Raw genomic sequence first — 21,229 nt, 5'->3', positions numbered from 1 at the left:
AAGACATTACTTTTGCCGGATACGAGAAGGTATTCTCCAACAATGAAATCCTGAGAGGGTATATGAACACGATCATTTATACGGTTGTCGGTACGATCGTAAACATCATCATGACGATATTGGCCGCTTATCCGCTCTCTCGCAAAGATTTTCACGGACGCAATCTAATTACAGCTATATTTGTCTTTACGATGTTCTTCAGTGGGGGCCTGATTCCAACCTATCTGATCGTTAAGCAGCTTGGCATGATGAATACCATGTGGGCCTTGATCATTCCTAATGCGGTTGCGATCTGGAATATAATCATCATGCGTACGTTCTTTCAGCAGAGTATACCTATTGAAGTTCAGGAATCTGCGCAGATCGATGGCTGTAGCAATACAAAGATTCTATTGAAAATAGTGCTTCCACTTTCCCTGCCGATTCTTGCCGTCATGACACTGTTTTACAGCGTCACGCATTGGAACTCATTTTTCAATGCACTCATTTATCTTACTGAACGTGAAAAATACCCGCTGCAACTCATTTTACGTGAAATCCTAATCCAGAGTAACATGCAGGATATGATTCAAACGAGTGAAGAGTCGCTTGCCAAGAGTGTTATGGAGGCGGAATCCATTAAATATGCCGTTGTTATTATCGCCAATTTACCTGTTCTTATGTTATATCCATTTTTGCAGCGTTATTTCGTTAAAGGCATGGTTATTGGAGCTATTAAAGGCTGATAACCTAATAACAATACATAGGGGGTATTTCTTTGAAGAAATCGAAGGCAATCTTTCACATGTCCATCACAGCTTTATTGGCTCTCTCCCTGCTCGCCGGGTGCTCCGGCAGCGGCTCTTCCCAATCACCAGGGAATGCAGAACCGTCCAGCAACTTCAACCCGACAGGCTTGCCCATCGTAAAGGAACCAATTACACTAAAAATGATCGCCGGTAAAGCGCCAACAACAGCGCCAGACTGGAATCGGACGATGCTGTGGCAAGAATACGAAAAGATGACAAACATCAAAATTCAGTGGGAGATGGTACCGACCGACACCATGGCGGAGAAACGTAACATTCTGCTCGCAGGCAATGACTACCCGCATGCCTTCTTCACTGCAGGGATACCACCTGCTGATCTGCAGAAGTACGGCCAGCAAGGTGTTTTTATTAAACTCAATGATCTGATCGACAAGCATGCACCGAACTTGAAAGCAATTATGGATCAATACCCTGATGTTAAGAAAGGGCTGACGATGCCCGACGGCAACATCTACTCCTTCCCAACGATCTACGATCCGGAATTCACGTCGGTACTGTCTTCATCCAAGATGTGGATCAAGAAGGACTGGCTGGACGCCCTCAACCTTAAAGAGCCTGAGACAACGGATGATTTCTATAATATGCTGAAGGCATTTAAAGAACAGGATCCGAACAAGAACGGGCAGAAGGATGAGATCCCTTTTCAGGCCGTAGGCATTGATGCGCTCCACAATTACCTAAAAGGAGCATGGGGACTAAGCAACCGTGGCGTCCGTAATGCCAATGTCGACGTTGATCCGGGCACCGGGGAACTCCGTTTTATCCCAACTCACCAGAACTATAAGGAAATGCTTCAGTATATGAACAAGTTATATAAAGAAGGATTGCTCAGCCAAGATATTTTTACGATAAAAGCAAATCAATATTACGCCACTGGTGCAAAGGGAGTGTTCGGGTCGACCATAACAACAAGCCCATATACATTGATGGGCCAGAAGGATTATGTCGGTGCCAACGCATTAAAAGGCCCTCACGGAGACCAGATTTGGTCAGCTACGGGTTCCCCCCTTGCTATACCGGGCGCATTCGTCATCACGGACCGCAATCCGAATCCGGTTGAAACGGTACGCTGGATCGATCATCTATACGGCGAAGAAGGTAGCAAGATGTTCTTTATGGGTTTTGAAGGGAAATCATATAACGTGAACTCGAAGGGTGAGTATGAATATACCGATGAGATCAATAAGAACCCGAGTGGCCTGACATTCGAGCAAGCGTTGGTTAAGTATGTGGTATGGCCGGGTGGTGGCTATCCGAATATTGTACAACAGAAATATTTTAAGGGGGCTGAGAGCCGGCCGGAAGCTATAGAAACAGCAACTCGATTCTCTGCGCACCTGCCAGAAGAAATCTGGCCAACCTTCACATTTACATCAGAGGAGAATGAAGATATGTCTACGATCGGTTCTGATATCGATAGCTATGTAACCGAAATGCGGGCTAAATTCGTCTCCGGTAACGCCTCATTCGATGAGTGGGATCCGTATGTGAAGACTTTGGAACAGATGGGCGTTGAACGATATATGGAAATATATAAAAACGCTTATGATCGTTATAAGAAAGAATAACAGCAAATTAGTGGCGGTCGAGGAATATCTAATATACCTCGACCGCTCAAGCATTTTCTATAAGATTATGAATAGGGGTGATCCATACACGGATGATCAAGAGTCAGCGATTCTACCGCTATTTGCTTTCTTATATCTTATTGACTGTCATATCTCTGTCGATCATGAGCGGCGTCGTCTATAAGCAGTTTTTGAGTACCTTGCGTTCAGAGGTTGAGCATTCGACCATCAATTCCCTGGATCAGTTCCGTCTGGCGATCGACCAACGCATACTGGAGATGGATCGGATGGCGATGCAGATATCGAGCAATGCCCAACTGAAGCCATTCAAAGCAACCTCCCACGGATACGGCCCATATGAAGCTATCGAGGAATTAAAGCAATATTTATCGACCAACATGTTCATTAGCGACATTATCATTCGTTATAACGGCCGCAATCCTGAGCAATTGTATGCAGCAAGCGGTACATATGATGTCGATCTGTTCTTTGAAGACATTTTTCAGTTTAAGAACTGGGACCAATATGAATTTGTAAAAATGAGCAATACGCTCAACGCACCACTCATGCGGCCAATGGATACCGTGCAATATAACCACATCGTCAATGAACGGTACGCGACCTATACGATACCTCTCATCGCAAGTTCTGACACCCCGTATGGTGTCGTTATGTTTTTAATTCACGAAAGCGCTTTCGAAAAACTTGCGACAAGCGTGCTAGGAGAATATAACGGGACACTGTATGTCCTTGATCATCAAGGCACTGTCCTGTATGAGTACACGAGAGGTAATCATGTCAGTGGGCTCCTTAACGCTACACTTGATACGATTCGAAGTCATAATGGCGCTTGGAATATTACCAGCCTCGAGCATAACAAAGATCATTATACGACAGTCAAGCACGATTCAGATCGACGCGGCTACAGTTATGTAGCTGTTATGCCTTCAGACCAGATTATGCACAAAGTTAATCAGGCGCGCTTACTGTTTAATTTGACTGCAGCTGTCATTTTCCTAATCGGCGTTATTTTGGCAATCGCTTTATCCGTCCGCAATTATAAGCCTCTGCAGAAGCTAGTCGGCGTAATCTCCAATCAGAACCAAGCTATCCAGCGATCATCGGGTACATCAAAGGCTAAAGATGAGCTTGATTTTATCTCCAACGCGGTTGTGCAGATGGCAAGGGAGAATGAAGGACTAATTCACCAGCTTCACAGGCAGGCGATCGTCCTGCGAGACCAAGTGCTGCTCTCACTTATTAAAGGCAAGCTCAAGTCGCGTGAGGAATGGGAAGATAATCTACAATTCTCAAGTCTCCGTATGGATGGCCCACATTTTGCTGTACTGCTGTTTCTTATTGATAACTATCAGACATTTCGCAGGGATAATTCGGATTCTATGCAAGAACATCTAAAGAGCAGCTTTATCAAAATACTTGAGGAACTGTCTAAGGAAGACGGTCGCGGCTTCGGCGTGGAATTGATTGATGGGCGCAGCATTGTATTCTTGTTTAACTTGGAAGAAGGCAATAACAAAGATGAAGTGTTGCGTGAATTTGCAATGAAGGCGAAACAAATTCTTCAGCAGTATTTCCGCTTTACAGTGACGACTGGCATTGGATGTATCGGCAGTGATATTACGTCTATCTCTCAATCATTCATTGAGGCAAGCCATGCCTCTCGCTACCGCCTCATCAAAGGAGGAGATCAAGTTATCTTCTATTGCGATATTGAGCAGGATAGCGCCCGAGAACGCTGGTATCCGGTCGAGACCGTGGAACAGCTTATCCGTGCGATCCGGCAAGGAGATAGCAAAGCTGTGGAAGAGGCTGTACATAAAGCTTTCGGACAGATAACGGAGAAAAAAATGCCTATTGATGCGGCTGAGTTCATCTGCTTTGATATCGTCAACAACAGCGCAAAGACCCTTATCGAGCTTGATATTGATCTCGATGAGGTGACGAACGAGGCACTAGAGCGGCTATTCGTACCACATCTCGAAACGATCGAAGAGCTCGAACGCCTCGTTACCGACATTTGCTGTAATGTGTGCCGCTTTGTTGCAAGCAAAAAGGAAAGCAAAAATGTGGTGTTATTAATCCAGCTGAAAGACTACATTCATGACCAATATACGGACCAATCCATCTCCCTGGAATCCATTGCGAAGCATTTTGGAATATCTCCTTCGTATGCAACCCGTTTCTTCAAAGACCATACTGGTGATTCCCTTATGCGATATATCGATGGAATGCGAATGGATCAAGCCAAGCAGCTGTTAACGAAAACGGATCTGAAACTTAAAGATATTCTGGATGAAGTGGGGTATGTAGACTCAACAAACTTTATTCGCAAATTCAAGAAGAATGAGGGTGTAACGCCGATTCAGTACCGTAATATTATGAATTCAGATATTTAATAAATGGAAGTATCGATCCACCAAATTACGAAAAGCAGGCCTCACAAGAATGTATTTTTCAGGTGGCCTGCTAGTAATCTACATTTGAGACAGCGCCCTATTATTTGATCGGAATAATAAGACGTATGGCGGTACCTTCTCCCGGGGCTGTATCGATGTGGAACTTGGCGCCGATTCCCCGTGCACGTTCCTCCATGCTGAAAAGCCCTACTCCTTTTTTTCCACTATCCCGAATAATTCCTTTGCCTTTATCAATAATGGCAACCTCTATGTGTGTCTCATCCTGCTTAATCACGACTTTAACCTGATCCACATCAGCATATTTACCAACATTCAATAAGGCTTCCTGGATGATCCGGTATATGACCGTTTCCTGTTGGTAATTTAATCGTTTGGTCAAGCTGGACTGAAAATCCACCCTTATGCCGTAATGCTCCGTAAAATTTTCGATATAGGTTCGGATAGCAGGCACAACACCAAGATCATCCAGAATGGATGGCCGAAGCTCCCATGCAAGTCCGCGAACATCTTCAATAATATGAGAAACTTGTTGGCGGATAATCGATAGTTCCTCTACAGCTGAACCGTTCTTCGCAACATCTGTCTCTAAAGAAACCTCTGAATGCTCCTGCTCGGCAATAAGGAGACGGTCCATACTTATTAGAAGTGAAAACAAGCTCTGTCCAATACCGTCATGTAATTCACGGGAAAATCGTTTGCGTTCTTCCTCCTGAATATCCATAACCTTAGCCATCATATGCTTCAGCTCTTCTTCGACCTCTTTCAGTCTAGTAACTTCATGCCGGATCGCCAAATACTGCACGGGCTGTCCCGCTTCGTCAAGCAAAGGTACAATCGTTGTATCAACCCAATAATAGATTCCGTCTTTCGCTTTATTTTTAATTTCCCCGTGCCATACGAAGCCTGATTTAATCGTTTCCCACAGATTTTTCATAAAGGATTTGTCGTGGTGCCCTGAATTAATGATCCGATGATCCTGTCCCAGTAATTCTTCGCGTGAATATTTAGATATTTGGCAAAATTTATCGTTAACAAAAAGAATACGGCCTGTATGATCTGTAACAGCAACAATCGATGACTCATCCAAGGCGATTTTCAAATCGTTTAACTGGCGTAGCGAATTTTTCACATTTTCCAAAAGATGCTGATCAGCATGAATTTCATCCAACTGGTTCAAAAGCTCCATCACATGCTGACCAATCACCTCGGGGTAATGAGCACCTTTATTTTTATTCAAAAGTAAGCAGCCCCTTTTTCATAGCATATTTAATTAAATCGGGACGCGTTTTGAGCCCTAACTTCTCCATCAAATTGCTTTTATGACTTTCAACCGTTTTGACGCTAATGATCAGATTTTCGGCGATTTCCTTGTTGGAATATCCTTTGGCAGTCCAGGACAGCACTTCCTTTTCACGCTCCGACAGAGATTCGAATTCATCCGCTCCCTCCCCGTTCTTCACCTTTTCAATATACTGACCCATTAATCGCTTCGTAGCTAATGGTGTCAAATAAGCGCTGCCTGCAGCCACGTAACGGATTGCTGTTAGCAGCTCTTCATGAGGAGCGTTCTTCAAAATATACCCGGAAGCGCCTGCTTGAATCGCACGGAATAAATATTGCTCATCGTCATGCATTGTTAAGATTAATATGTATATATCCGGCAGTAGCTTTTTCAGCTCCTCCGTAGCTGTCATTCCATCTTTACCATGCGGCATGCTAAGATCCATCAAAATAACGTCCGGCAGCAGAACTTTCGCCAAACGAATTGCTTCATCCCCATCCGCCGCTTCACCAACCACATCAATATTTTGTTTTTCCCCAAGAAGCAGCTTGAGTCCGGATCGAACAACTGCATGGTCGTCCACGATTAACAGACGTATCATAGTTCTCCCTCCTATATCCGTTCCAGCAAGTGTGACATATATCATGATATAAGAAAAAAACAATCCCGGCAATCGAGGATTGTTTGTCTGATTATATAAATAGGGTCTGCCTTTGTTTAATTAACGTTGATCTACAACTGCTGCCTCTTGGTCTCTTCCCGAAAATGCTCGGCTGCAGATTCCAGCTGTGTCAGTTCTGACACCCCGTAAATCTCGCCCTTCCTTCTGCCCATCAGCAGTATTCCTGCGGTTTCGTTATGCTCTCGCTGTATAGGTGTCGCCGCTGATACGATAAGATGTTCAGCAAGCATCATATAATCACTATCTCGCCTCTGTTCATCCGATAAGCAGGTTTTCTGCACCGTCCGGCCGATCCGGATCACATCACCGGCTATACCTTGACCTGGACGATTCACCATATAACGAAATTTTTCATTGGTGTAACCGGAAGCTGCAACCCATCGAATCTGCCTCTCGGAAGCAGCATATATCGCAACTGCGCAAAAATCACTATCCGTCAGCTTGCGCAATTCCGATAAACGTTCTTCCCAATCCATTACTCCGGCCATCATAACGGGTCCCTCCATGCTTACATTGTACTTACATCATTTATTGTAGCCCTAACCGTCAGGATTGTACCTCAGGGTATTCCCTGAAAATAATCTAAGGGTGTAAGTATGAATGCGTGCTAGGATACCCGATAGCTTACGGGATTTCCCCGCTATCTTCTGTGATGAATCTCACAAAAAACAGGGAATACCCCCATTAATAATTCAGAGCCTTCCCCGATGTCCCTAAAATGCCCCGTGCGCTATGATAAATGTAACAAGACGACACGGGGGGCAACTATCAATGGCTATGACAATTGAGCACCAACAAACATTTAAAACATGCGGAAAACGTACGGAAACAAAAACCGGATCATCGAATCAATATGGTATCACACAATATTTTTCAGAAGAACAATTTCAATATTTGCAAAACATCATGCAGACGAGAAAAATAACAAAAGGCTCTTATTTGTTCTGGGAAGGCGATAAAGCCGATAAACTGTACTTCATCATTTCAGGTCAGGTGAAACTTCTAAAATCGACTGAGGAAGGTAAAGATCTGATCATTTCGATATTGCAAAACGGGGATTTCATCGCACAGTTCAACGGTTTGCAGAACGCCCAATACAGCTTTAGCGCCGAAACCATGAGCAATGTGCAAGTAGGAGTGATTTTGCGAAAAGACCTCGATGAATTATTGAGTCTGCACGGAGATATCGCCATACAATTTATGTATTGGCTCGGAATGAACAATCAGGTTATCGAGACCAAACTGCGGGATCTGCTTTTATTTGGGAAAGCAGGCGCGCTTGCCTCGACATTAATCCGCATGAGCAACACATATGGGATTCCAGCAGTTGATGGATCTATCCATATTCAGCTTAAACTGACCAATACAGAACTAGGCGAAATGATTGGGTGTACCCGAGAAAGCGTTAATCGTATGCTGGGGGATTGGAAAAACGATGGGACGATTGAGTTTGAAGAAGGTAAGATGATCATCCGTCAGATTGCAAATTTGCGCGAAATCTGCAGATGTCCTGATTCTCCGAGATGCCCGGTTGCAGTTTGCCGGCTTTAAGCTGAACTTCATGCGCTAAAAGAAGGGGTGTTCCAAAGGTCCTTTGACCTGGAACGCCCCTTTGTCTGTTGTAAGATGCTACGTGTACGAATCGCTTCAATCTGGATGAATACTTACTTTTGCATCAATCGCCGAGCAATGGCGTGAGCCGTCTTCTCACCATTAGCGATACAATCTGGAATTCCCACACCGTAATAGGAACAACCCGCCAGCAAAACATTCGGATAGCTTTGTTCCAGCTTCAGCTCCAGAGAATCCACAATTTCACGATGTTTCAGATGGTAGTTAGGCATATTTTCATGCCACTTCGTCACTTCTGCCGTAACTGGCTCTGCGGTCAGTCCCAAGCTTTTCGTAATGTCCTGAAGTGCTACCGACTTCAGTTCTTCCTCCGACAGACGAATTAATCTTGCGTATTCCGGATTAGAGCTTTTATAAAAAAGTCTGAGCAGAAGCCGTCGTCCCTTGGACGTATGCTCCCATTTCCGGCTAGTCCAAGTACAGGCGTCGCACAGCACATCACTTTCTTTTACGGAAATGAACCCGGTCCCATCACTCGGTAGCTCGCTGTCCAGAACATCAAATCCAAGGTAGATGCTAATCATCGATTTCGTATGAAGCTGTGCAAAATCCTCAGCAAGCTGGTTATCCTGAAGCAGCTCCTGAGCCTGCCGGCTGTTGTTGCTGAGCACAACATAGTCCGCTTCGATCTTCCGACCATCCTCCATGGTGATGATATAACGTTTATCCATTTTCTCAACAGACTCCGCTTTTATCCCTTTGTAAATTTGAGCATCCGCCAGCAACTCCTCCATCCGGTCGATCAGGACCGACATCCCATTTTTGAATGAGATAAACTTTTTGTTTGCTGCACCTAAATAGATATGTTTGTTTTCGGATAAGCCCTGTATAATGCTCCCATATTTGTTTTTATATTCGAGCAAAAAAGGAAATGTGGATACAATCGTTAAGTCATTCAGCTCGCCGGAATATACACCCGAAACGACCGGTGCAATTTGCTTCTGAACCAGTTCCGTTCCGAGAAAAGTTTCCAGAAACAATCCAAGCGAATCATTAATCGTGAACGTTTCGTTTGTTGTATAAAAGTCTTTAAGCGCTTCCACTTTGCCCTCAGCAGAAATCAACTCACTCTGGACCAAAGATTCTAATCCGGTGGGAATGCCAAAAACGGCATCCGCGGGAATCTTTTTCAAGCCGTCTTCTGTGTAAATATATGAGATTCCGGTCGCGTTATACACAACCTGATCGCTTAACCCCAGCTCTTCTAGAAAAGGGGAAACGTTCGACTTGCGGGCAACGATGGAATCAGCTCCGGTCTCCATGGTAAACTCCCCGTCTGAGAACGTGCGGATTTTCCCACCGAGCGTATCATCACCTTCCACCAGCACCAACTGCATGTCCAAATTGTTCGCATTCATCTCTTTCTGAAGATAATATAATGTAGACAGACCGGTAATTCCTCCACCAATGACTACGGTTGTTGTCATTATGAATACACCTCGTATATATAAGTTAGGATCATGCATAATACCCCTGATAAACATTCTATCCAAATCAGAAGTATACCATAGGGGTAAGCGTCCCGTTCAGCACTTTCCCTTCAATTATGTGAACATGAGGGTGAAATATGTCCAATCGTTAGGCAGTATTTCACTTGATAATAGAAGGCCAAAAAAACTCTGCGAATGCTTAGCAGAGTTTTTTATCAGAGATGAAACACCAAATTCACACTAATTCGGCTAGCTCTAACTTGACTTTAAGGCAGCCTTATTATTGTTAAATAGCTCCTCAATTCGGTTGCAGGTGTCTGTCGGGTTTTCCATACCAGCCCAAAGTAAATTCAGTTCATCAAACAGCATTAAAATTTCGGACTGACTCAAATTTAGTGAATGCAGAGGATGTGCATGTGGCAGAACATCCAAATACCGGTTATAATGCTTCGGGTGAATATCAGGAGTCAACAGTGAATCATCTTCTGCCACGGAACGAAGAACGGGAATCGTACATCCATATTGCTTAATCAGTTTCTGCGCTTCTTCCCCAGTCATAAAATCAACCAACCGCTCCGCAACACTTCGATGGCTGCTACTCGCACTGATGGATAGGCCGCCACCGAGAAGAAGTGTTGCGGGTTTCCGCCCTTTCGGAAGCTGCATAACATCCCATTCGATGGAATGATCCCGGAATTCGTTCATGAAATAATACGTCGACATAATCATAGCTACTCTTTCTTTCATGAACAGCCTTTCCGCAAGATGACTGCTGCCGTGCGAATAAATCGGAGACACATGCTCTTTGTACATGAGTGACAGGCAGAATTCCAATGACTCAATATTTCGCTCATTCGCCATCGTGCTGCGGCTTCGGTCTTCTGTCATCATCTTACCGTCATTCTGCATGAGGAATACGGGCCAACGGTTAGGCGAGGAAGAGAAACCGAAACCAAACTGCTCAATCATACCATCTTCATTAGGCTTGACTGTACATGTCTTGGCTGTCTGCAGTAGGTCTGACCAGTTCTCAAGCAATTTCTCGTCCGACAGACCATACTGACGGAAGATCGATCGGTTAAAACAGATTACAACTGGCGAGAAAATAAACGGCGCTGCCAGGATGCGGTTATCATGTTGAAACAATCTGAATATCTCCGGGTAGGAAACTCCCTCCTTCAATAAATGAGGGGGTACATAACCCGTGACCATATCCGTGCGTTTGCTTTCCACCCAGTGACGATAATGAGAATCAGACATCATAAACACGTCTGGTCCCTGCTGATCCTCTAGTAGGGCAATGATCGTGTCCGTGTAGTTGTCTTCCGAATATAGGACAATCTCAACCTTTACGAACGGATGTTTCCGCTCAAAAGCTTCAATGATTTTTTGAACAATATGAATCTCATAAGAACTGGAGAACCAAGCCAATTTCAAGACGACAGGCGAAAGGTCCTCATCCGGCAGCTTAACTCGATTTCCTTTACCTGCAATTTTCTCAATTAATCCTTCGTTAACCAGTTCTTCAAGTGCTTTACGAATAGAAACGCGGCTCATTTCATACTTCTGGCTTAGCGTATTTTCCGGCAATATAAATTCACCAGGCAGCAGTGTGCCGCTGACAATTTCATTTCTAAGTTCCTGAAGAAAGCGTTCATAACGCTCGTTAAATTCATTTCTTCTACGCAACAATATATACCGCTCCTATACATGTCTATAAGTACCAGTATACCATGTGTGGCATGCCGTTTCCATAGTCTGTCATTTCTAAGTCTCTGCTGTTATCGTCCAAGGTGTTGATCCAGAAAACGGTATGCTCTTTCGCGTATATCAAGCGGAAAATCATGCCCTTCCGCTCCGAACCAACATTCAAAAACCTGTTCCTTGTTCAGAAAACGGTAAAGACTTTCAATGTCGGCCAATCCTGCTGCATTCTCACGCCAGTTCGGAAAAATGTTGTCTCTCGTTCCGCACCACATGAACATTGGTGTAGGAGCTGCTAGTGCAGCAATTTCATGCCATTCAAAAGAGTAATGGTTTCGGTTGATCTCTTCGGTCAGCGATGGGATGTGGGAGAACCATTCCCGCTTTCCCCATCGATTCGGCTCCGGGTCCCCAGTAAACATGGAAAAGCCGCAGCTGGACACCACAGCATGAATTCTGCGGTCTATTCCTGCCAAAAACCAACCGTTATATCCGCCGAGAGAATGACCAATAACTCCGATCCGGTTCCCCTTTACCTGAGGAAGCGAGACTAGTATATCAACGCCGCGGATATGATCAGCCAGCATTTTTCCGACCGTAGTCCATGCCGGATTACGGTTATAGAAAGGCGCTGTCTGAAAAGGTTTCTCCCCTTCGTACACCCGATCCCCGAAGGTAATCGAATCCGGAGCGAGAACGACATATCCTCTCTTTACAAGCTCCAGTCCATACCTGCGGTTGGCTCGCCCTTCCTTGAGAGAGATGTCCGCTTTCCCTGCCTCTGTGGTTGGATGAAGAGCCAAAACCGCAGGATGAATCTTATAAGCCTCACCGGACTGCTGCGGTAATAGCAGATAGGCAAAAACCGTGTCTCCATCCCTTGTCTCATATCGGATATACAAACGACAGTGATCCTGTTCCTCGTCTTCGGAGATGACTTCATAACTCCCATCACTCCCAGCTTCAAGATTCATCCATTCTATAGGAGGTGTACCGAGCATCTTCATCCAGTTCGAACGGATTTGAGCTTCTTTAATCTCCCAGTCGGCTAGCGAATCGATACCTTGAAGAAGTGGTTTCATGGAAACGTCTTGACTATTCATCCCGGTTTGAGCTGTTTTTTGTGCATGATCCATACTTTTGATTTCACTCCTCTCCCCATCCAAAGCGCCAGAGCTCGGCTCCACTGCCGTAATAAACCCCGCCTTTTATATAGGCAATGCCGCATGTCGCCCCTTTCGGCAGTTCCGCAAGTTGATTCGGAACGAAATCTCCTGGTGATACGGTAAACAATGCTCTGCTCAGCAGGCCAAGAACTATCGGTCGCCCCTGATGAATAATCTTTATCAATCCCTGTCTGACAACCGACCCCCAAGAAGATAAATCCTGTTGATAGACAACGATCCCCTTTGAAAGATCGAATATGAAGAACATACTGTCAGAGGTGAGGCCATAGATTAGATCGTCATCACCCGCCGACAGTTGAGAGATTTCACGGGCTTCAGGAATTGGTATCCACTGCTGCTCAACCTTACGGTTAGAAAAGTTCAACTCATAAAGAACAGCCTCGGAAGCGATTGGCTCGCCCCCACCCGGTGTTTCGATACTGCTTCCACCGATAATACGGCCATCCGATAAAGTTGTAAGTGAGACGGTGCTTTGACCATATACAACCTGATGATGCTCCATCATGGTCACTTGCTCTGTCTCCAAGTCAACGATTCCTAATCCGCCGCCAACAGCGCCATATCCCGGAAAACCGCCATACAACACATGGCGTCCATCCGGATATGAAACTGCGCATCTGGGACGGTGAATCCGATCATCAGCGTAAATGAGTCTCGGGTTTCGATTGGATACGCTCTTTGTATCCAGCAGCTTCGAAGTATCGAGCACATGAACCAGCCCACCCGCATAAGCAGCTCCAATGAGCTTGCTACCTTGTACAGCATACGCGGCAATATTACCTCCGCCACCGTGCTCTATTATCTTGCTTCCATGATTCACTATACGGGACTCATCCACATCATAAGTGTACAAATGAAGGGGATGATTTGAGGTTCCGTATAAATTCCCATCTGGCCCTATACATAATGGGGATAACGCCGTACCACCGCCATCATAACGGAGAGGCAATTCGGTAACCATTCCATCCGGCTCTTGGATCGTTACTTGCCTGTCGGAGAGTTCCCATTCTACCAAGGAGCGTCCACCAGCCAAGTTACCGTGGAGCTTCTTGTACCCATCGCCGTTATATACTGAATCTGCGCAATCCTTTTCAGATATGGATACTACCTTCCCACCGTTTAACCTGTACCACTGCCCTGGACCATGACCATTTCCATCCGGAAGCCACCCGTAAACATTTCCATCAATGCCATTGAACACTCGTCCGCTTCCCGGTTGAATCATATCCGATTGTCCACGAACAAAAACTTTCTGTAAGCCATCCTCCAATCTGAAGCAGAGGATTGCAGGAGAAGTTGTACCTAATCCAACATACACCCAACCAGCGCGATCGGCAGCCAAACTCATAGCATATTTTCGCTCACGGTCCAGACGGGTTACGACCTGGCACTCACCTGCTAAAACGTCCAGTTTCATTAAATAACTGCCTGGATATGTCGTTGCATAGACATGACCGAATTCGTTCTCTACAAACGCAAATCCGGCCGATTCTTCCCCGGAAGGTACTGCGAAACGGCCGATATATGCGGGAACAAACGGATCAAGAACATATATGTAGGGTCCCGCCCCTGTATAGAATAAGCCATCATTTCCACTCATCGCAGCATAAGGATATTCGTGGATACCATCCGGAAATGCTAACTGTTGGCATGCCCCCGAGAATGGATGAATTACAAGTGAATACCCTCTTGCCGCAATCACGAGGCGTTCCTCGCCCTCTTTATTCCGACACACTGCCGCTGAACGGGTTTCGTCAACTGTGACTGGCATGCCAAGACATGTGAATTGTTCTAGTTCCATCGCTCCCTGTTTACTCATAACGCCACCTTTAGTCTTTGCCGACTACATAATGAGCCGCTACTTTCTGCAAAGCACGGATAATATCCTCAACGTCTTGCTCCGAATAAAATTCGTTTAACGGTATTTGTACAGCCGTCTGTAAAATCTCCTCCGCAACGGGACAAATTCCTTGTGAATAGGTCGTATCGCTTAAATCGAATGGAAAATGACTTCCTAGATAGGCTTCTCGGTTCTGAAACAACGGCTGCATATAACATACTTCTGGTATATAGCCCGCACGGTTCGGTATCCCTTCCGCTTCAAGAGCTTTGCAGAACTCATCACGTTCACAGGTTAGCGCGTCCATCTCCAACCTGAACATATAAAACCAATAAGTACATTCATCATGGGCCTTTACCTTGGGGATATGAATACCCGGCACAGATGACAACGCTGCATTCAGTCGGTCTCCATATGTTCTTCGGCGTTCACAAATCCATGGCAATTTTTTTAGCTGGGCGATACCCACGGCACCCTGCAGTTCGGTCATTCGGTAATTCGGGGCAATAAATCGCGTCCCCCTTTCCAACGTTGTTCCGAGTCGGCGATAATTTTTATCTGCAAAAGCATGCGTTGTTGCATAATCCTTCTCTCCGGAGTTGACCAGCACCATGCCGCCGTCTCCCGTGGAAATATGCTTAAAGTCATTCGTACTAAAACATCCGTAATTACCGATCGTTCCTACAAGTCTGCCTTTGTACTTCGTAAGATACGCCTGAGCACAATCCTCGATTACTTTGATGCCGTATCGGTTTGCTATGTCTATAATAGGATCCATATCGCAAGGATTGCCTGCAAGATGAACCACAATGATAGCCTTCGTCTTTGGTGTAATCCGAGCTTCTACGGATTTCGGATCCAAGTTGTACGTGTTCGGTTCAAGGTCGGCAAACACCGGCACGGCATTTTGATATAATATACCAATCAGTGTTCCTTGGTCAGTGATCGGGCTTGTAATCACTTCGTCGCCGACGGTTACACCAGCCGCACCTAACGCGACATGAAGCGCTGCCGTACCTGATGAAGTAGCCACACTATATTTACTTCCGTACATGGCATTGAAGTCTGACAGAAAATGCTTCACCTTTTCACCAAAATGATAAAACAGCGTGTTCTGTTCCAGTGCTTCTAGCAGATGCGCTACCTCTTCTTCTCCGAATCGCTTTCCCGTACTAAACGGTGTAATCTTACTTTGAGGACCCCCGTAGAGCGCTAGCTGTTCCATTCTGCCTAAGCCTCCTTTAAATCTGTTGTTCCATTAAAATGCTGCCGAGGTTAACCTGTTTACGGCAAGAAACGCCGAAACGAATCACTCGATTCCCCACTTCTGATGAACGCTCATCTTTACTGACAGGAGTCAGCATCACCGCACCTTGCGGCAGTTGTTCTGCATGAAAGGATCTATCCGCTTCTACATATAGTCTCGCCGAGCGGCGGGATTGTTCCCATTTCGTTATTTCTTCGCACGTCCAAAACGCATAACCCATGCTACGTGCTGAAGCTACAAGCGACCTGACAGCATCTCGAACTGCTGGAAGCTGATGAATATGCTGCTGATGAAACAGAAAGTGAGCTACGCCTCGAACACCTGCCACCGCTTCCAAAAACGGCTTGATCACCGAGACGTCCGGCAAAGAAGGATGCTCAAGATCCTGAGTTAATAATCCGATCTCCAGCACACGGTAAATCCTGTTACGTTCATCGGCCCAAGCGATAGGATAGTAGGGTTGGCAGGTTCCGAACGGAAAGCCAACATTTCCTTTTTTGCTAGGACCTCGGGACTGGTCAGCTTGTATGCCACTGTCCTCGCACCACCGAAAGAACTCTCCCCACCCCTCAAAACGGGTATAGTGGTTTTTGTTCGAGATGATGGATGCGCCGGTGGTCTTCCTGATGGCGTCCAGCTGACGATTAAACTCATCTTGACTCCAAATACCATCTTCCTTTTCCAGAGCATTGTAATGAAAAGCCAATTCATGTCCTTGTTCCTGAATAAGCTTATAAAGACCCTGCGAGTATCCAGGTTCAATCATGCACCAAGTCGAACGAACACCGCACTCTTCCAACACCTGCAATGTGGTATGCGCTGCTTCCTCTACGTTAAAGTCACTGTCATGCGAGATCATCGCAACCTGTTCTGTCCCCTCTGGCCAATAATCGAGTAACGGCAGAGTTAGTCCAAGCACATCTGATTCCGCTATGAGCTCACGTACCATCACTTCACGCCACAAATCGGCGTAAGGAATATCAAAGTAAGGAACCCCCGTCTCGGTTGTACTACGGTCCTTCTCCCAATCCATCTCGAAGCCATCATCAGCTTTGAGTATTCCTTCATCAATGCCCCCCATGCCATCCAAGGATGGAATTCCATCCTGATATACAGGCTCTCTTCCCTGCTGCATCCAGACGATCGTTGATGGAATATCAACGTTCCAGCGGATCAGCTTGCCCTTCCCGATATCAAAGGTCAAACGGGCAGGAGCAATTTCCGTACCCTCTTTGCGTAGACGAAGTGTTCCATAGCTCTGAATTGCAGATAGACCCTGCTCTTCAGGAATCCAAGGCTTTACACGCAACGCTCGAAGTGTAGGTTTGCTATCCCCAAAGCTCACTTCGTCCAGCTCGGTATATACCGCGTCACGGTATCGTATTTCTCTACAGCCCAGCTTGCTTGCCATTCGGTTTAAACCGCCGTAATCGATCACCGTGGCACCGTCTTTAATCCATTGTTCCAATGTGGCAATATCGGCTTCCTTCTCCCCATGATGGGCGATCAGTATAATATCGGGTTCGTAGTTCTTCAGCGAGTCAGCGTCCTCGAACTTCCGGTATGGAACCCCGGCATGAGACAGTATTTCTTCGATATAAAGCTGAAAAAGATTTTGCCCATGCTTCCAGTAATATTCTGCTGAATCTCGTTGTACCCAAACCCCAATTTTTGCTGTATGGTTCATTTCAATCGTTCCCTTCTTTGGTGTTGATTTTATGAAAAGAGAAATGGGGGGCAGCAGTATGCCCCTCAATTTCCTTACGGCTCATTTGAACAATGCCTTCGGATCTTTTTCTTTAATGCCAGCATTATATTCCTGAATGATCTTGGCTCCGCCTTTATCCTTATACTCCTGAACGAGTTTATCCCAGTCGCTGACCGGACGAGTGCCGGCAATCATCTTGACCTGCTCATCCATCACGTATTTTCTAAGCTCTGCCCCGCTCGTATTGTCCGTCGGTGATTCCAGGCCGCTAATCGGATTCGCATAAAGTTTTATGTCTTTATACATCATTTCGATAGACTCTACCAAATCGGCAAGCTGTTTCGTCTGATACGTTATCGAGTAATCATTGTCGGAATCATTAGGCGCCCAAGAGGTGTTATCCACGAAATAGGTGGATGGAGCGAGACCGTCTGAAGCAAAGTTCTCTTTGTTCACGGGAACGCCGTCTGTCACATCGTAACCAACGCCAATTTTACCTGACCACCAATCGAAGTCCGCATTCTTCTCATTTCGCTCGTCCTGTGGATAGAACTTACGGCCGAAATCGATCATTTCCAAGATACGTTTTACCTTTTCCGGTTCCGAGGATAACTTAGCGCTCAACACCGTAATACCGTTATAACCCGCGCCGGATGTCAAACCCGTGTTACCGTATTTATCCTGGAACGGCGCAAGGCTTACAAACTCTGCATTGGGATGGATTTTCAGCAACCCGTCCATATACTCCTGAGACATGCCTCGCGGTGTACCGATAAAAATACCAGCTTTCCCGGAATAAAACTCCTTGTTGGTGTCTCCCCAATTCAAAATGGCATAGTCTTTCGTCATGGCCCCTTGCTTATAGAGCTCGGAGAGCATCGTTATAAATTCCTTGCGCCCTTCTCCAATGATTCCCGGGATATAATTGCCCTCCTCATCTTGGTGATACCACGCATCCGGATCCCAATATGGGCCTTGGTTGAAGTTAGGGTTAATATCTTGACCGATTGCGATACCGTAAGTATCTTTCTTTCCATTTCCATCCGGATCATTATTCGTAAAAGCTAATGCGACTTCTTTCAGTTCTTCATAACTTGTTGGCACTTTGAGGCCCAGTTTCTCTAACCAATCCTTACGGATAACCGTAACAACCTGGTATTTAGGCGAGTACTGTGGAATGGCGTATATCTTGCCATCTACACGAACAGCATCCCATATGAAATCAGGTACCATCTTGAGTGAAGGATATTCATTGATGTATGGTTCAAGCTCAAGAAATGCCCCCTGCTTCGCAAATTTGTTGTACCGGTTTTTGATGTCCGCAGACATCAATCCTACAATATCCGGAATTTTACCGGACGCAAACGTAGCATTGATCTTCTCCTCGAAAGCTGTATTCGGAACGAAGGTAGGTTCATATTTCACGTTGAACTTCTCGTTAATCATCGTCAGCCCCGGACTTGACGTTGGCGGCGGATCACCATACCGATAATCGATCGCTGTGATGGTATACGTCTCTTGTACATTTGTAGGCTGCTTCTCACCTGTTGTTGCGGTTGCGGGTTGTTCCTTCACACTCTGCGTATTCTGGCTGCATGCTACCAGGCTGACCGACATGATTGCAGCCATAATGACTGTGAATCTGCGTTTTCTGGACATTTACGTCCCCCCATTTTTTCATAATAATGTGGAGCTTAGGCTCCATCTATGATTCATCCAGATGACCGCCATGGTTCGATCACCTGAAATGGTCAACCCTTTACAGCCCCCAGCATGACACCCTTGGCAAAATGCTTCTGCAAAAACGGATATACGATGAGGATTGGAACGGTTGCAAGCAGGATCGCTGCCATCTGAATCGTCTCCGGTGGCGGCGGATTATCCGTAAACATATTGTCTCCGCCAAGCGTACCGGTCGTTTCGCCAACAACAACAATTTGTCTAAGAACGACCTGAATTGTCCATTTAGCTGAATCATTGATGTAGAGAATCGGAGCGAAGTAGTTATTCCAATGCGTTACCGCGTAAAACAAACTGAATGCGGCCAGCGCAGGTTTGGATAACGGGAGAATAATTCGAGCGAAAATTTGCAAATCGTTCGCACCGTCCACGATCCCTGCTTCAATCATGTCATTCGGAATATTGATGAAAAATTGCCGGATAACAATCAAGTTAAATGGAGTAATTGCAACCGGCAGGATGAGTGCCCATATCGAGTCGAGCAAACCTGTCGCCTGCACCACCAAATAGGTAGGAATCATTCCAGCCGAGAACAGCAATGTGAATACAACCATAAACATTATGGACTTCTGACCAACAATCGGTCTGGATAAGGCATAGGCCATTGTGCTCGTAAAGAACAGGTTAACCGCGGTTCCGAGAATTGTTACCGTTGTTGTCGTCAGGAGAGCTTGACGGAATGTTCGTGATTTCCATATATACTCATAAGCATCCGTTGACCAGGTGGATGGCCAGAGCAGCAGCTTGCTGCCAAGAAAATCCTCATAAGACGAAAATGAGACCGAGAACAAATACAGAAACGGAAACAACATGACCGTACAAATCAGCAGCAGCAAGCCGATATTAACCGAATCAAACAGCCTTTCAACAATTGATTTTTGTTTCATTGTTTACAATCTCCTTTCCAGTGGCCCGATAGGATGGATCAATACACACCTTGTTCGCCAAACCGTTTAGACAGTTTGTTAGCGCACATCACTAGCACAAGGCCGACCAATCCTTTAAAGACCCCCACCGCTGTGGAAAAGCTGTAATCGGACTGCTGAATCCCTTTGTAATAAACGTACGTATCCAGCGTATTACCAATCTGCATGTTAAACGCGTTGAGTTGGAGGAATACCTGTTCGAATCCGACTTCGAGCACGTCACCGAGCCGGATAATAAGCATGATGACTATTGTGCTGCGTATAGCTGGTAACGTAATGTGCCAGATTTGCCGAAAACGACTAGCACCGTCCATAACCGCGGCCTCGTATAATGCTGGGTTCACGCCCGCGAGGGCGGCAAGGAATATAATCGTTCCCCATCCGGCTTCCTTCCAAATGACCTCAAGCACCAGAAACAGCCTGAAATAATCTGGTTCCGTTAGGAATCCAATACTCTGCTGTACACCGAACAATTCCCTTAGTATATCGTTCACTAATCCCTCATTCCGGAAAAAGATCGTAACGATGCCGACAGCGACAACCCACGATAAAAAGTGAGGCATGTATACTACCGACTGCATCACCCGTTTCAGCAGTGGATTAGCGATCTCGTTAAGCATGATGGCGAGCAGAATCGGTGCAGGAAACGCAAATGCAATCTGTAAAAATGAGATGATCAGAGTGTTCCATATGACCTGCAGCACTTCGGGATTCTCAAATATCCTGCGAAAGTTGTCTAACCCGACCCACGGGCTATCCGCAATTCCTATGAAAGGACTAAAATTCTTAAATGCGATGGTAATACCCAGCATCGGCAAATAGCGATAAATGAGAAAGTACAAGAGACCTGGTAGCAGTAGCAGATATAAGTAACGGTCCTTCCACATTCTCGTTTGAACCTGCTGCCAGCGATTACGTTTTGGTACGGTTTGTTTCAAATCATCAGCGGTCTGAATGACGGTTTCCAATCCCTTCACTCCTCTCTCGAAAATGCACCGATGCATTAAATAAAGTAA

The 21,229-nt window shown here is 45.7% G+C and carries 16 protein-coding genes (1 of these 16 cut by a window edge); 4 read left to right on the top strand and 12 right to left on the bottom strand.

Annotated elements, in window-relative coordinates; translation table 11 throughout:
- From AC2TF5_RS11120 to AC2TF5_RS11110, 3 genes are all read left to right on the top strand, one after another.
- On the top strand, positions 1–725 hold the 3' portion of the coding sequence (locus AC2TF5_RS11120; protein ID WP_491302215.1) for a carbohydrate ABC transporter permease. 160 nt of this gene lie to the left of the window's left edge; only the last 725 of its 885 coding nucleotides appear in the window; its start codon lies off the left edge, out of view; it ends in the stop codon at positions 723–725.
- 32 nt (positions 726–757) lie between these two features.
- Positions 758–2,377, top strand: coding sequence for an extracellular solute-binding protein (locus AC2TF5_RS11115; RefSeq protein WP_491302214.1), 1,620 nt, complete (start codon positions 758–760; stop codon positions 2,375–2,377).
- 92 nt (positions 2,378–2,469) lie between these two features.
- Positions 2,470–4,794, top strand: a complete 2,325-nt coding sequence (locus tag AC2TF5_RS11110) for a helix-turn-helix domain-containing protein (protein ID WP_491302213.1) — start codon at positions 2,470–2,472, stop codon at positions 4,792–4,794.
- Positions 4,795–4,894: 100 nt separating this feature from the next.
- Here AC2TF5_RS11110 and AC2TF5_RS11105 read toward each other — a convergent pair whose 3' ends face one another.
- The 3 genes from AC2TF5_RS11105 to AC2TF5_RS11095 all read right to left on the bottom strand — a co-directional run bounded on the left by AC2TF5_RS11105 (position 4,895) and on the right by AC2TF5_RS11095 (position 7,270).
- Positions 4,895–6,052, bottom strand: coding sequence for a PAS domain-containing sensor histidine kinase (locus tag AC2TF5_RS11105; protein ID WP_491302212.1), 1,158 nt, complete (start codon positions 6,050–6,052; stop codon positions 4,895–4,897).
- Entirely contained in the window at positions 6,045–6,698 is a 654-nt protein-coding gene (locus AC2TF5_RS11100; protein WP_241929528.1) for a response regulator transcription factor, read from the bottom strand. The genes AC2TF5_RS11105 and AC2TF5_RS11100 overlap by 8 nt, the downstream gene beginning before the upstream one ends.
- 131 nt (positions 6,699–6,829) lie before the next feature.
- Positions 6,830–7,270: a GAF domain-containing protein gene (locus AC2TF5_RS11095; protein WP_491302211.1), complete on the bottom strand. Its 441-nt coding sequence runs from the start codon at positions 7,268–7,270 to the stop codon at positions 6,830–6,832.
- Between the two features lie 280 nt (positions 7,271–7,550).
- Between AC2TF5_RS11095 and AC2TF5_RS11090 the strand changes: the two genes are divergently transcribed.
- Entirely contained in the window at positions 7,551–8,330 is a 780-nt protein-coding gene (locus tag AC2TF5_RS11090; RefSeq protein ID WP_491302210.1) for a Crp/Fnr family transcriptional regulator, read from the top strand.
- Between the two features lie 113 nt (positions 8,331–8,443).
- Here the strand turns inward: AC2TF5_RS11090 and AC2TF5_RS11085 are convergent, their stop codons facing one another.
- The 9 genes from AC2TF5_RS11085 to AC2TF5_RS11045 all read right to left on the bottom strand — a co-directional run bounded on the left by AC2TF5_RS11085 (position 8,444) and on the right by AC2TF5_RS11045 (position 21,181).
- Positions 8,444–9,838 (bottom strand): protoporphyrinogen oxidase, encoded by a 1,395-nt coding sequence (locus AC2TF5_RS11085; protein ID WP_491302209.1) that lies wholly within the window; start codon positions 9,836–9,838, stop codon positions 8,444–8,446.
- A gap of 258 nt (positions 9,839–10,096) precedes the next feature.
- Complete coding sequence (locus tag AC2TF5_RS11080) at positions 10,097–11,533, bottom strand: extracellular solute-binding protein (protein ID WP_491302208.1); 1,437 nt, start codon at positions 11,531–11,533, stop codon at positions 10,097–10,099.
- Positions 11,534–11,622: 89 nt separating this feature from the next.
- Entirely contained in the window at positions 11,623–12,681 is a 1,059-nt protein-coding gene (locus tag AC2TF5_RS11075) for an alpha/beta hydrolase family protein (RefSeq protein WP_491302207.1), read from the bottom strand.
- A gap of 10 nt (positions 12,682–12,691) precedes the next feature.
- The gene (locus AC2TF5_RS11070) at positions 12,692–14,551 is read right to left on the bottom strand and encodes a hypothetical protein (protein WP_491302206.1); all 1,860 of its coding nucleotides are present in this window, start codon (positions 14,549–14,551) and stop codon (positions 12,692–12,694) included.
- Between the two features lie 10 nt (positions 14,552–14,561).
- Entirely contained in the window at positions 14,562–15,797 is a 1,236-nt protein-coding gene (locus AC2TF5_RS11065) for a DegT/DnrJ/EryC1/StrS family aminotransferase (RefSeq protein ID WP_491302205.1), read from the bottom strand.
- A gap of 16 nt (positions 15,798–15,813) precedes the next feature.
- A complete protein-coding gene (locus tag AC2TF5_RS11060) occupies positions 15,814–17,526 on the bottom strand; it encodes a polysaccharide deacetylase family protein (protein WP_491302204.1) in 1,713 nt (570 codons plus the stop codon).
- A gap of 81 nt (positions 17,527–17,607) precedes the next feature.
- Positions 17,608–19,206, bottom strand: coding sequence for an extracellular solute-binding protein (locus tag AC2TF5_RS11055; RefSeq protein WP_491302203.1), 1,599 nt, complete (start codon positions 19,204–19,206; stop codon positions 17,608–17,610).
- 92 nt (positions 19,207–19,298) lie between these two features.
- Positions 19,299–20,174, bottom strand: a complete 876-nt coding sequence (locus AC2TF5_RS11050) for a carbohydrate ABC transporter permease (RefSeq protein ID WP_491302202.1) — start codon at positions 20,172–20,174, stop codon at positions 19,299–19,301.
- A gap of 38 nt (positions 20,175–20,212) precedes the next feature.
- Positions 20,213–21,181: an ABC transporter permease gene (locus AC2TF5_RS11045; protein ID WP_491302201.1), complete on the bottom strand. Its 969-nt coding sequence runs from the start codon at positions 21,179–21,181 to the stop codon at positions 20,213–20,215.
- Positions 21,182–21,229 lie beyond the last annotated feature (48 nt).

This window comes from Paenibacillus sp. JNUCC 34, from assembly GCF_058269055.1.
This window is presented reverse-complemented; position numbering and strand designations above follow the sequence as displayed.

Excerpts from the sequence above, each read along its gene's own strand:
- AC2TF5_RS11110 (WP_491302213.1), top strand. The coding sequence starts at position 2,470 with ATGATCAAGAGTCAGCGATTCTACCGCTATTTGCTTTCTTATATCTTA.
- AC2TF5_RS11100 (WP_241929528.1), bottom strand. The coding sequence starts at position 6,698 with ATGATACGTCTGTTAATCGTGGACGACCATGCAGTTGTTCGATCCGGA.
- AC2TF5_RS11095 (WP_491302211.1), bottom strand. The coding sequence starts at position 7,270 with ATGATGGCCGGAGTAATGGATTGGGAAGAACGTTTATCGGAATTGCGC.
- AC2TF5_RS11090 (WP_491302210.1), top strand. The coding sequence starts at position 7,551 with ATGGCTATGACAATTGAGCACCAACAAACATTTAAAACATGCGGAAAA.
- AC2TF5_RS11085 (WP_491302209.1), bottom strand. The coding sequence starts at position 9,838 with ATGACAACAACCGTAGTCATTGGTGGAGGAATTACCGGTCTGTCTACA.
- AC2TF5_RS11075 (WP_491302207.1), bottom strand. The coding sequence starts at position 12,681 with ATGGATCATGCACAAAAAACAGCTCAAACCGGGATGAATAGTCAAGAC.
- AC2TF5_RS11070 (WP_491302206.1), bottom strand. The coding sequence starts at position 14,551 with ATGAGTAAACAGGGAGCGATGGAACTAGAACAATTCACATGTCTTGGC.
- AC2TF5_RS11065 (WP_491302205.1), bottom strand. The coding sequence starts at position 15,797 with ATGGAACAGCTAGCGCTCTACGGGGGTCCTCAAAGTAAGATTACACCG.
- AC2TF5_RS11060 (WP_491302204.1), bottom strand. The coding sequence starts at position 17,526 with ATGAACCATACAGCAAAAATTGGGGTTTGGGTACAACGAGATTCAGCA.
- AC2TF5_RS11055 (WP_491302203.1), bottom strand. The coding sequence starts at position 19,206 with ATGTCCAGAAAACGCAGATTCACAGTCATTATGGCTGCAATCATGTCG.
- AC2TF5_RS11050 (WP_491302202.1), bottom strand. The coding sequence starts at position 20,174 with ATGAAACAAAAATCAATTGTTGAAAGGCTGTTTGATTCGGTTAATATC.